Origin of the sequence: uncultured Nitrosomonas sp. (genome assembly GCF_902826915.1) — a bacterium.
In the GTDB taxonomy this organism is placed as follows: domain Bacteria; phylum Pseudomonadota; class Gammaproteobacteria; order Burkholderiales; family Nitrosomonadaceae; genus Nitrosomonas.
On record NZ_CADEGP010000008.1, the window covers coordinates 47,041 to 59,859 of the forward strand.

The window sequence follows — 12,819 nt, forward strand, 5'->3', positions numbered from 1 at the left end:
TTATTCCCGCAGAGGTCTTTTGGCAAGTTTGCGTTGCAGCGTGCGCCGATGCATATTCAATATCCTTGCTGTCACCGAGATATTATTGTCGTTCTCTGCAAGAATGCGTTGAATATATTCCCACTCTAATCGACCTACTGATAAAGGGTTCGCACTGATCGGTGTGTCCGACTCCCCAACTGTACGTTCAAAAGCTGCCATGATTTGATCCGCATCGACAGGTTTTGCAAGATAATGGGTAGCGCCAAGTTTAATTGCTTCAACAGCTGTGGCGATGCTGGCATAGCCTGTTAGCATGACAATGCGGGTACCAGGATCCAAGGCTCTTAATTTCTCGACCAATACCAATCCAGATTCGCTGGATAATTTTAGATCAACAATGGCATATTCAGGTGTCGATTGTTCAGCTAGATTTAGAGCATCTTCAATAACTTGCGCGCATGTCACGAAAAAGCCACGCTTTCTCATGGCCTTTGCTAACACTTCACAAAAAATGGTATCGTCATCGACGATCAATAAACTGGGATCCTCGGTACTGTCTATTAATGAGGATTCGATCATGCGATTGATCCTATCAATGGCAAAACGACTTGTGTGCAGGCGCCACCATTCTCAAGATTAAACAAGCGAACACTACCACCAAATCGTTCTATATTGGCATTAGCCAGAAATAAGCCGATGCCAAAACCCTGTCCCGGCGCTTTGCTGGAAAAGAAAGCTTCGCCAGCACGCTGCAATGCTTCTGCTGACAATCCTTTGCCGTCATCAATAATCTCCAGGTGCAGTTCTTGATTATCCCAATGGCTGCTGATTTCAATACGTTCTGAAGAGGCGTCTGCGGCATTATTCAGAAGATTGAGTATAGATTGGTTCAATAATTGATTATCCATAATTCGAGGCACGGGTTGTGTGCTTGTACTTTGATACGTGAATTTAACAGAGGGACGTATCAACTTCCATTTATCCAATATCTGACGGAGAAATTCGTCAACAGCAAGCTCGCTGCCATGTTCAGCTCTTGTTTGACCTGCTTTCGCCAGCAGATGAGTCAAAGTCTGTTTGCAATGAAGTATCTGATCCCGCAATATATGAATGTTGTTTTGGAATTCTGTATCATGCGTATATTCTTGCTGTAATTCACCGGTTACTACCGCCATCGTCGAGAGCGGCGTGCCCAGCTCATGAGCGGCACCTGCGGCCAGTGTGCCTAAGGCGATAATTTGCTCATTGCGCAAGGCATGTTCACGTGCTTTGGCAAGATCGCGGTCCCGATCGCGGATGGAAGAACTCATTCTAACGACAAACCAGGCAATGATTACCGTACTTAATACAAATGCCAGCCACATTCCAGATACATGCAATGCAAACTCTATCAGATGATTGCTATGCTCGTGCGGGAGAGGTATATAAACGAATAACAATAGCGTATAACAAGCAATTGTAATAATAGCCATAATCCATGTATAGCGCCAAGGTAGCGTAGCGGCTGCGATAGTCAGGGGTAACAAGAATAATGAAATAAATGGATTAGTTGATCCGCCACTGAAATATAGCAGAGCACTCAGTGCCAGAACATCAATCCACAATTGAAAAAAGAATTCCAGGTGAGAGACTGGCCATATGCGATGTAATCGCACCCATGTAAGCAGATTTATTACTGCGAGTAATACCACAACGAAGATCATGGGTAGCCAGGGGATTACAATATCAATGCTCCAGTACACAATGGTAAAGGTGAGACATTGGGCAAATATAGCGATATTTCGGAGCAGAAATAATCGATGCAAGTTTTTGCTAAGTGGTGATTGACTGAGATCACTGAACATGATGCATGTATAGGATGAATTTTTGACTTATTTTAACTATAGAACATTAGCTGAAATTTCCTAAAATAGCTATGTGACAAATTGTCTCAGGGTGATTTAGACAGAAATCTTATCCGTAAGGTTGATTTCAAAGTTCACTAAAATAATTGCTTATTGGCGATCCTAAATAATATTCAGCAATCTGAGCATATATTGAAGTCATGGTAACTAATGGTTTTTTCGGTTAAAATCTTCGGTCACCTATCTTACGCTTGAAAATTAGCATTATCTTTCTAAAATTACTTTATGATTCTTATTCTTGCTCCCAATACCCGACCTGAAAGCCCGGAATATAAACAGTTGATGGCGCATCTAGCCAATCTCACGGGGATATCAACACGCATCCATACCGAGGTCGGCATCGAGCAAGCACTAACAGAGATATATTTAATCGGTAACACCAAAGTATTATCCATTGAAGATGTGAGTTGCTTGCCTTGTGTTGATAGCGTTGTACGCGTATCCGAAGAATATCGCGTTTTAGGTCGACATAAAAATGACGATCGCCCAACTTATTTTGAATATAACGATGTTCGTTTTGGGCAAGACACGCTAAACGTGTTTGCCGGTCTATGCGCCGTTGACACCATTGAACATGTGGAAATGATGATGAAGGCATTGCATGAACACGGTCAGGTTTGTACACGTATGGGTGCTTATAAACCGCGTACCAGCCCATATGCATTTCAGGGCCACGGCAAGACATGCCTACCTTATGTATTTGATATGGCAGGAAAATATGGAATAAAAGTGATCGCCATGGAGATTACGCACGAATCTCATTTAGAAGAGATAGGTAACGCACTTTACCAGACAGGCAGTGCAACCGGCGTTATGTTGCAGATAGGTACAAGGAATACACAAAATTTTGAATTATTAAAAATCGTTGGTCGTCAGCAGAATTTCCCGGTATTGATCAAGCGAGGCTTTGGCATTACTTTGGATGAATCTTTGAATGCTGCAGAGTATTTAGCTTCGGAAGGAAATCGAAAAGTGATTTTCGGTTTACGTGGCATGAAAACAAACATGGGTGACCCGCATCGTAATTTTGTCGATTTCTCACATGTGCCGGCGGTCAAGCGCTTGACACGCATGCCGGTCTGTATAGATCCTTCACATTCAGTGGGAACACGTGCAAGCTCGCCGGAGGGCATATTGGACATTATGCATGTAACTGCACAAGGCATCGTTGCAGGCGCCAATATGGTACTGGTAGATTTTCACCCGGCACCCAGTAACGCGTTGGTGGATGGCCCACAAGCATTACTGATCAAAGAATTGCCGCAATTTCTTGAGGATATCCAAATCGCTCGTGAAGCTTATGAAAAACGCACCCTACTGGCCGAGCGTTATCGAGAAAAATAAAATACTGCGTAATTTAAAAACCGCTAAGTTTTATTGTCTGTAAAATTTATCTATTACCGAATAAGTGCAAACATAATATTCATTGTTGGAGAATGAAAAAATGATCAAAGTATTACTCTCAAATCCAAGGGGTTTTTGCGCCGGCGTGGACCGCGCAATCGAAATTGTAGAAAGAGCGCTTACAATGCATGGCGCACCGATATATGTACGTCATGAGGTAGTGCATAATCGATTTGTGGTAGAAAACCTGGAGAAGAAAGGCGCAGTTTTTGTGGAGAACTTGGATGAGGTACCACAAGATAGCATTCTAATTTTTAGCGCACATGGCGTTTCTCATGCGGTCCGCCGGGAAGCCGCCGATCGTAAATTGAAGGTATTTGACGCAACTTGTCCGCTGGTTACCAAGGTTCATGTCGAAGTAGGTAAGATGCGTAAAGATGGCAAGGAGATCATTATGATCGGCCATCAAGGTCATCCTGAGGTTGAAGGCACCATGGGGCAGATTGAAGGTGAAGACAAAGGAATGTATCTGGTAGAAACAGAGATGGATGTTGAGGTTTTAACGGTTAAAGATGAGACCAATCTGGCTTATGTGACCCAAACTACGTTATCTGTCGATGATGCTGCACGCATTGTCGATGCTCTAAAAAAACGCTTCCCGATGATTACCGGCCCTAAAAAAGACGATATCTGCTATGCCACGCAAAACCGTCAAGATGCTGTTAAAAAGATGGTTAACCAATGTGATTTAGTTATCGTGGTTGGTTCTCCCAATAGCTCGAACTCAAATCGGCTTTGTGAAGTGGCGAGAAATGCCAATGTGGAATCTTATATGGTAGATCATGCCGAGCAGTTGCAAGAAGCATGGTTCATCGGAAAGAAAATTATTGGCATTACGGCCGGAGCTTCTGCACCTGAAATTCTAGTGCAACAAGTGATATCCAGACTCAAACAAATAGGTGCCGATCAAATTGGTGAGGATGTAATGATAGAAGAGTTAAGTGGTGTTGTAGAGTCGGTTGTGTTCCCATTACCCAAGGCCTAAATGAACGTTAGTTATTTTCCCATCCTGCTTGGTATGGAGAGGTATCGAATGGTTGTGTAGCACCCGTCATCTCATTGACTAGGATCTCAGCGCTAGCAGGTGCCATCGTCACCCCATAGCGATAGTGTCCGCTATTGATCAGCAAATTACGAATAACCGGATGCCAACCAATCGTAGGGATATTTCTGGATGAAGCAGGGCGTAATCCTGACCAGTGTTGCTTAATGGGCATCATTTGAAGTGACGGCAAAATGTCATAAGCGTGTCTTAATAACTGGTTAAATGCTGATACCGTCGTTTGTTTATTAAACCCTACATCCTCGAGTGTACTGCCAATGAGCATATGACCATCTCGGCGAGGTATCATGTAAAAATCATTTTGTACCACAATGTTACTTACCGGTGGTATATTAAATTTAAATAATAACATTTGCCCTTTTATTGGCTTGATATCGAGCTGCAGAGCATGAACTCCCAATATCTCTTTACTCCAGGCGCCGGCGCTAACAATATAGTAATCAGAAACAAATTCCCCACAAGACGATGTAAGCGACTGTATCTGTTTATGATTAGAATTAAAATAATAGGCTGAACAATTTTCTATGATTCTCCCACCTAACTGTAAAACTCGGCTGATTAATGCTCGTAATAGCCTAGGATTACGCACTTGAGCAATATTTGGCAGAAACAAAGAACGATCATGCATTTTCACTCTATCAGAACCGAAATTTTTTCCGATAGAAGAAATATTGGAAACTGTGGGTTGTTCGATTTCAATCCCCCGAACCGCGCACCATTGCTTAGCAATTTCTAAATCGTAAGGCGGCAATATCAACATGCCGGACATTTCGTATTCTGGATCTATCCCAGACACCTCCTGCAGAGCTGAAGCCCAAGCTGGAAATTGCTTGGCACTGTAGCTGGTAAGTTGTGTGACATGATCGGAATAATCCCATGGTAAAAGCGGCGATAAAATACCACCACCCGCCCAGGATGATTCTTGTCCTGCTTGATTTCGTTCAAGTATCGTAACATTCGCGCCCTGTGCTAAAAGCCTTTCAGCCGTTGCAAGTCCAATGATTCCCGCACCAATGACAACTATATCCTGCTTCATGATGGATTAATTATTTGCTCATCCTGAAAAATTGCAAAGCTTGGTAAAGCAAACATTATCCCATACCAATTGGATATAGATGCTCTGCATTGAATCCAACAATCGAGAGATACATAAGATTCCGCTCTAAAAGCTAAAGTTTGTCTAAATTATGGCCGCTAGAATCTAGCCGAAAGATATTAATGAATGAGCTTAGAAGATAAAACAAAGATGGTATGGGATTCCGCGCATGAAAAAAACGCAACTGATTAAACGGTTACACCAACATGGTTTTACCTTGATTGAACTACTGGTCACATTGAGCGTGGTCAGTATTTTGTTATCAGTTGCTGTGCCAAGTTTTAGCACATTTATTCAAAACAATTTATTAACAACACAAAGTAATAGTTTCTATTCGGCATTGGCTTTAGCTAAAAGTGAAGCCGTTCGACGCAGCAGCCCGGTTTCACTTTGTCCCAGCACAAATGGTACTAGCTGCACAGGAGGAACAACTTGGTCGAATGGCTGGTTAGTGTTTGCCGATGCCAATAATGCTGGTGTAGTTGACGCAGGAGAAGAAATTCTACAGATTGGGACAACTTTCTCGGGAGGAAACACATTCTCCTCGGGAAAGAACAGAATTACATTTACCGCCAATGGTTATTCAATGGGATTCAACGATACTTTTACGCTATGCGATAGTCGTGGGGGATCGCATTCAAAAGCTATTGTCTTAAATAATCAAGGGCGCTTTCGTTCTGAAACAGGTACAGGAACATGCGGATAAATAGGATATTTTCAATAAAAAAGAAAATGCAGAGCAATGGCTTTAGCTTAATTGAAGTGCTAATTACGCTTCTAATCGTGTCTTTTGGCTTACTAGGTATGGCGGCACTGGTTGTATCCGGTGCGCGTAGTAACAACGTTGCATATTATCGCTCTGTAGCCAGCAAACAAACAGAGGATATTGCCGATCGTATGCGTGCCAACATAGCAGGTGTAGCCTCCGGAGCATATGATGCACTTTCAGCAAATATTCCCAGCAGCGCGGATTGTGTAGCAAATACCTGTAGTCCGGCACAAATCGCGACTTTTGATCATGCTCTATGGAATACAGCTAACGCTAGATTACTTCCCGGTGGTGTTGGTACTGTGAATGGAAACCTAGCAGCAGGATATTCAATTACTTTAATGTGGACAGAAAAAGAAATGGCAGATGACCCTAACCCTAGTCCTAACTGTCCAGGGGGAACAGCAAATACTCAATGTTTTTTAACAAGGTTTGCGCCGTGATAACTACTTCGGTCATTGATCAAAACAGGTTCGAACCCGAACGAGAAGATAGAAAACTGAACGCTCAGGGTGGCTTCACTCTGATTGAGCTGATGATTGGAATGATAGTAGGTCTGGTATTACTACTCGTTATCGGCACTGTGTTTGTCAGTAGCCAAGGAGTTTTTCGCGAACAAGAAGATAATGCCCGGGTACAAGAAAACGGGCGTTTCGCGTTGGAAATTATTGGACGAAGTATCAAGCAAGCCGGACATGTAGAAATACCATTTACTGGATTTAAAGTTGAGTTTACCGGCACCGCCATCAGTGGCACGAATGGCGATACCGGTGTGGCCGATACTTTAACTGTGCAATTTGAAGGAGCAATCGGAGACAGTGATTGCGAAGGTACTGTGGTAGGTGTTGCGGGCCAAATCATCCAGAATCATTTTAACATTGATGCGGCCAATGCAGAATTACAGTGTGACGGGCAAGTTTCTTTTACCCCGGGTGTACCAGGAGCAGCACCTGTTGGTCCAGTACTATTAAGCGATGTAGAAGACCTACAAATTCTTTACGGAGTGGATACCAACAGTGATCAATCCGTTGATCAATATACCGATCTACCAGCCGATTGGGAGCAAGTTATCACAGCGCGTATTTGTGTTTTGATTCGCTCTGAAAAAACAAATGTTGTTTCAGCAGGCAATTATCTCGACTGCAATGGTGCATCAATTGTCATCCCGGCAGATAGGCGGCTAAGACGCGCATTTACATCAACGATTAATTTACGTAACCGCATTAATGATACGCCATGAGTAGGAATTATTATTATTTTCAGCAGCAAAGTGGCGCTGTCTTTGTGACAGGTTTGATTTTCTTGCTAGCTCTATCTCTTCTCGGAATAACAGCCGTAAAAATGGCAACGATAGAAGAAAGAATGTCGGCCAATATGCGAGACCGCATGCTCGCAATGCAAGCAGCAGAAATGGCTCTGCGCTATGCCGAACATCATATTCGTGACAATGACCCTTCTACAAACTCACCCAAATCGATTGAAGGCATGAGTGAGTTTGACACAAACTGCACTGACGGATTCTGTTATTACGGCGCAGGTGTTGATGCTCCAGCTAAATCCTGGGATACCTACTGTAACCCGGGCTGTCCGATTAATTATGTAGAAGGCAACGTTTTTAGATTTAATGGTGTTCCTTACACAGCACCTGGCCTACCAATCGGTGTCCCACCACCTACATATTTGATTGAAGGGATACAGAAAACACCGCCTGGAAATACTTTACGACACTACTATCGCATTACTGTTCGAGCTCAAGGAGCCAGGCAAGGTACTGTTGTATGGATACAAGAGGTTTTTAGGCCATAGTTATAAAAAATACTGTCAAGGACGTAAAGATCATGAAGAAAAGAAATTTATACGGTTTTTTAACATTAACAAATGCGCTGTTTTTTTCGTTAGTTTTTTTAACCGGCAGTGTTCATGCTCTCCCACCGTTATCGAATACTCCACTCTTTCTAGGTGGAAACATTTCTCCAAATGTCATGTTCACACTCGATGATTCTGGATCAATGCACTTCGAGATCATGCCAGAAAATTTAATAACTCAAGGTGTACGTTATATGTTTCCTCGCGCATCAGGTGTTTATGGTGCTGATGATTACAACAATTATGTTGTCGATTTTGATTCGACTAACAAGTACACCGCATCTCTGCGCTCTAGTTATGTTAACAAAACTTACTACGACCCTACAGTAAGGTATCTACCTTGGAGTAATGCCGATGGATCGTTGATGAGTAACGCCACCTCTACATGTGCGTACCACAATCCATTGAATACTGCCGCTGGTTGTCGTAACCTTACAATTAACAATACGCAAACAGCACGTTGGTTAGAAAATAATGGAACTCTTTCTAGTAGTCAGTCAAAAACTTTTTATCCTGCCGTATACTATAAATATAATGGTGGTAGCGTCAATAGTGCCGGTAGCTACACAAAAATAGAAATCAAATCATCTACTTATACCTACACAGGCGACTCCAATCGCTCTGATTGTGTTGCCGCGCCCACATGTACTTATAATGAAGAAATTCAAAACTTTGCCAATTGGTATACGTATTATCGTTCGCGCATTTTACTATCTCGAGCAGGCGTAGGTCGAGCATTTGCGGCGCAAGGAAACACCATGCGAGTTGGCTTTGCAGCTATCAATAAAGCTTCTACAACAGTCGATGGTGCAGCAACGACTGTTGTCAAAACTGGTGTAAGGCAATTTACGGGCACAGACAGAACAAATTTCTTTGCCAATCTATATGACCATGATATTCCTGCAAAAGGCACACCGCTGCGGGAAGCCGTACTCGCGGTCGGCGAGTACTTTAAAAGAACAGATGATAAAGGACCTTGGGGTCTGACACCAGGTTCGACTGGTGGCACCCAACATGAATGCCGGCAAAATTATAATATTTTGATGACGGATGGCTATTGGACTGCGGGCTCTATATCTGGCTTGGATAATTCAGATAATTTGTCTGGTTCTAGTATTACAAATCACTCTTCACCTGCGATCCCGGCAACATATACATATATCCCATCGCTTCCTTATTCGGATGCTTATAGTGATACATTAGCTGATGCAGCCATGCAATACTGGAAAAATGATTTGCGCACAGATTTACCCAATAAGGTACCAACCAATCCTCACGATCCGGCATTTTGGCAGCACCTGGTGACCTTTACCGTAGGTTTAGGAGTAACGGGCACAATGACAGAGTTACCCTCTGGAACACAAACCTGGCCCAATCCAACAACAAGTGAGGCCGCCAAAATAGATGATTTGTGGCACGCTGCTGTTAATAGCCGGGGAGAATTTTTTAGCGCCGCTGATCCTACTTCATTCGCAAATGCACTATCCAGCGCATTAAAAAATATCGTGGCTCGAACAGGATCGGCTTCGGCTGTGGCAGCCAATTCAAACTCACTGATGACAAATGGACGCGTTTATCAAGCAAAGTTTAATAGTGGCGATTGGAGTGGGCAGTTATTATCGATTCCGCTAAGTTCCACCGGAGTATTCGGCACAGCAGAATGGAATGCTGGGGAAGTCTCACTTGCATCAGGAATCATTAATCCTGCTTCACGGGTCATTATTACAAAGGGTAGTAATGATGGAGTTTCATTTGAATATGGTAATTTAACCACTGTCCAAAAGGCGTTACTCGATAAGAACGCTGCGGGTACTACTGATAATTGTGGTCCTGAGAGAGTAGCATTTCTGCGGGGAGGCTCAACACGTGAGAGCGCAACTGGAACATTTACATGCTCGAGTTCCACTTCGATCAATAATTTTCGTGCTCGTCCTGTCAGTAAGCTAGGTGATATAGTGAACTCTGGTCCGCTCTATGTAGGAAAGCCAAGTGCAGGTTATTCTGATGTGGACCATCCCGGCTATAAATCTTTTTATACTAGCTATAAAGATCGCATTCCGATGATATACGTTGGTGCCAATGACGGGATGTTACATGGGTTTAATGCCTGCATTGCTGGAGTAACAGCAGGGTGCACTACAGCTGATGCAGGCAAAGAATTGTTAACTTATATGCCAAGCACGGTTTATGAGAATCTAAGTAGATTGACGGACAAAGATTATACCGCCAATCATCGCTATTTCGTCGATGGGTCTCCGATGACGGGTGATGTTTATTCTAGCTCAACTTCGAGCTGGCGAAGTATCCTTGTTGGTGGGCTGAATGGCGGCGGTCAAGGCTATTATGCATTGGATGTTACAAACCCAGCGGATACGACAAAATTAGCACCGACCTTTACTGCAGCAAATGCAGCAAATATATTACTGTGGGAGTTTACCAGCGCTGATGATGCTGACATGGGTTATAGCCATAATTATCCGCAAATTAATTCGTTTACCGGTCAATCAATGCAAATCGTCAAAATGGAGAACAATCAATGGGCTGTAATTGTAGGTAACGGTTATAACAGCACAGGCGGTAAAGCGGTCCTTTATATTTTGTTTATTTCAGGCGGTGAAGATGGTACTTGGACAGTTGGAACGGATTATATTAAGTTGATTGCCAGTTCAGGCACAGGAAACGGTCTCTCAACGCCAATCCCATTTGACTCAAATGGTAATGGCAAAGTCGATGTCATATATGCGGGTGATATCAAAGGAAATTTGTGGAAATTTGATGTAAGCTCTGCTACGCCTTCAAGCTGGAAAGTGGCCATTAGTGGAGCGCCTTTATTTGTATCCGGCACATCGCAGCCTATCATTTCTCCACCTTCTGTAAGCTTTCACCCAAAAGGCGGTCAGTTGGTTTTATTTGGCACAGGAAAATACTTGGAGACTGCTGATACCACCAGTATAAATGGTCAGACTGTTTACGGAATTTGGGATGATAGTACTACAGCAACAGTAGCAACGGGAGCACTTGTACAACAAGTGATAACTGACGGAACAGTCAGGACTGCAACACGAAATTTGGTACCCTATTCGAGCACGATTAAAGGCTGGTATGTAAATCTTCCCGTTAGCGGTGAAAGAATTACAGGCGTGCCTAGTTTGGAAGATGGAATCTTGGTATTTTCTACTATTATGCCTTCTACATCACCATGCGATTTTGGCGGTCGAGGAGTTGTTAACGCGCTCGATTTCTTAACAGGGGGAATGCTTTCTTTTCCAGCATTTGATACCAACAGAAATCGGGTTCTTGCGCTTGATGACGGGCTATCGGCAGGTATGGATATTGGTTTTGCTGTAGGTGGCGTTACACGGATTAGAGGTCATTCGGATTCTGACACACTTGTGTACTCAACAGCCGATGGTACTCTTTCACAGACAACTACAGCGAAAGGTGCTGCCGGATTACGTGGCAGAATTACGTGGCGAGAGCTCTCGCACTAAAATAAATCTAGCAAGTAAATTATTTTTATCATTAATCGTTGCCATCGATTCTTGAATACAAGATGGGCGATATAAAAATTTGTAACAACTGAGTATCAAAATTATTTATAAAATGCTCGCTGGAATTAGAATTCTCGGAGACTAAAAGCTTATGAAACTCCCTTTCTATCCATCTAAAGCGATGGGTTTTACTTTGATTGAGTTAATGATAACAGTGGCAATTCTAGGTATTATCGCAGCCATTGCGCTCCCATCCTACCAAGATTATGTAAGACAATCTAACCGAACTGTTGCAAAATCAATACTGTATGAGAATGCTCAATTTATGGAACGATTTTATTCACAAAATAACCAGTATGATGCAACTGTAGGTGCGGATGGAATTATTAATACAGGTGATGATATAGCTGTAACACTACCTATCACCCAATCACCGAGAACAGGAGCGGCACAATATAATATTTCATTACAATTTGTGGATAACAATACTTTCATACTTCAGGCAATACCAATCGGTTCGATGGCGGCAGATGTCTGCGGCACACTTACTTTGAGAAATACAGGAGCTCAAGGTGCTGGTGGAAATGTAGCGGATTGTTGGAATCGTTAATTTTACATAACAATACAATGCCTTATGCAGAGTAAGGTTTCATAAAACATCGACTAGGGTCTGTTGACGTTTTGATATAAGCATATAATAGATAATAACAAACTCGTAATACCGGGGTTCCTATACCATCAACAAAACGAGTTTGCGATGCCCCGATTAATGCTCAGTGATGAGTTCTGGTCGAAGCTGGAGAAGATTCTGCTTCAAGAAGCCATTTATAACAAGCGCAATCTGCGCATGACGGTAGAAGGCATGCTGTATCGAATGCGGGTTGGCTGCCCGTGGCGAGACTTGCCTGAGGTATTTGGAAGCTGGAATTCCAGCTGCAAAAGATTCAGTGCATGGTCAATGAACGCCCCCGCCCCAAGGGGCGAGGTATCAGAGCTGTGAGATGTGGGAAGTTAGAAAAGTGCAAGCTGCCTATCTTCGTGTAGTTTTTGATACTCTTTCCCTTGTCCCTTAACATAGTTCCTTATCGTGTGTTCATCGCCATGACGACCAACAGTACTCGCAAAATAGCCATCACTCCAAAACTCACCGCCCCAGAGTTGTTTTTTGACATGAGGACACAAGCGAAATGAGACCTTTGCACGGCAATACTCCCAGGATAATAGCTCGAGTGATACAATTGTAT

General features: G+C 43.0%; 12 protein-coding genes and 1 pseudogene. 9 read left to right on the forward strand and 4 right to left on the reverse strand.

Features of this window, described 5'->3' with window-relative positions:
* Positions 1–561 (reverse strand): response regulator transcription factor, encoded by a 561-nt coding sequence (locus QZV86_RS02560; protein WP_295623729.1) that lies wholly within the window; start codon positions 559–561, stop codon positions 1–3.
* Positions 558–1,826, reverse strand: a complete 1,269-nt coding sequence (locus QZV86_RS02565; RefSeq protein ID WP_295623731.1) for an ATP-binding protein — start codon at positions 1,824–1,826, stop codon at positions 558–560. Before QZV86_RS02565 ends, QZV86_RS02560 begins: the two co-directional genes overlap by 4 nt.
* Before the next feature lie 285 nt (positions 1,827–2,111).
* Between QZV86_RS02565 and QZV86_RS02570 the strand changes: the two genes are divergently transcribed.
* Positions 2,112–3,230, forward strand: coding sequence for a 3-deoxy-7-phosphoheptulonate synthase (locus tag QZV86_RS02570; protein ID WP_295623733.1), 1,119 nt, complete (start codon positions 2,112–2,114; stop codon positions 3,228–3,230).
* A 100-nt stretch (positions 3,231–3,330) separates the two neighbouring features.
* Complete coding sequence (ispH, locus tag QZV86_RS02575; protein WP_295623735.1) at positions 3,331–4,275, forward strand: 4-hydroxy-3-methylbut-2-enyl diphosphate reductase; 945 nt, start codon at positions 3,331–3,333, stop codon at positions 4,273–4,275.
* Positions 4,276–4,282: 7 nt separating this feature from the next.
* On the opposite strand, the gene thiO is transcribed toward ispH, so the two are convergent.
* The gene (gene thiO / locus QZV86_RS02580; protein ID WP_295623737.1) at positions 4,283–5,389 is read right to left on the reverse strand and encodes a glycine oxidase ThiO; all 1,107 of its coding nucleotides are present in this window, start codon (positions 5,387–5,389) and stop codon (positions 4,283–4,285) included.
* A gap of 229 nt (positions 5,390–5,618) precedes the next feature.
* Here thiO and QZV86_RS02585 point away from each other — a divergent pair, with 229 nt between their 5' ends.
* The 7 genes and pseudogenes from QZV86_RS02585 to QZV86_RS02615 all read left to right on the forward strand — a co-directional run.
* A complete protein-coding gene (locus QZV86_RS02585) occupies positions 5,619–6,155 on the forward strand; it encodes a Tfp pilus assembly protein FimT/FimU (protein ID WP_295623739.1) in 537 nt (178 codons plus the stop codon).
* Between the two features lie 26 nt (positions 6,156–6,181).
* Entirely contained in the window at positions 6,182–6,661 is a 480-nt protein-coding gene (gene pilV / locus QZV86_RS02590; RefSeq protein ID WP_295623741.1) for a type IV pilus modification protein PilV, read from the forward strand.
* On the forward strand, positions 6,658–7,458 hold the full coding sequence (locus tag QZV86_RS02595; RefSeq protein ID WP_295623743.1) for a PilW family protein: 801 nt from the start codon (positions 6,658–6,660) through the stop codon (positions 7,456–7,458). The genes pilV and QZV86_RS02595 overlap by 4 nt, the downstream gene beginning before the upstream one ends.
* Positions 7,455–8,024, forward strand: a complete 570-nt coding sequence (locus QZV86_RS02600; protein WP_295623745.1) for a PilX N-terminal domain-containing pilus assembly protein — start codon at positions 7,455–7,457, stop codon at positions 8,022–8,024. Before QZV86_RS02595 ends, QZV86_RS02600 begins: the two co-directional genes overlap by 4 nt.
* A gap of 32 nt (positions 8,025–8,056) precedes the next feature.
* A complete protein-coding gene (locus QZV86_RS02605; RefSeq protein ID WP_295623746.1) occupies positions 8,057–11,575 on the forward strand; it encodes a PilC/PilY family type IV pilus protein in 3,519 nt (1,172 codons plus the stop codon).
* Between the two features lie 151 nt (positions 11,576–11,726).
* Positions 11,727–12,185, forward strand: coding sequence for a type IV pilin protein (locus tag QZV86_RS02610; protein ID WP_295623748.1), 459 nt, complete (start codon positions 11,727–11,729; stop codon positions 12,183–12,185).
* Positions 12,186–12,332: 147 nt separating this feature from the next.
* Positions 12,333–12,533: pseudogene (locus QZV86_RS02615) on the forward strand (transposase); the annotation flags it as partial.
* 53 nt (positions 12,534–12,586) lie between these two features.
* On the opposite strand, the gene QZV86_RS02620 reads toward QZV86_RS02615, so the two are convergent.
* Positions 12,587–12,819, reverse strand: a 233-nt coding sequence (locus tag QZV86_RS02620; protein ID WP_295623750.1) for a transposase, incomplete at its 5' end; no start/stop codon positions are given.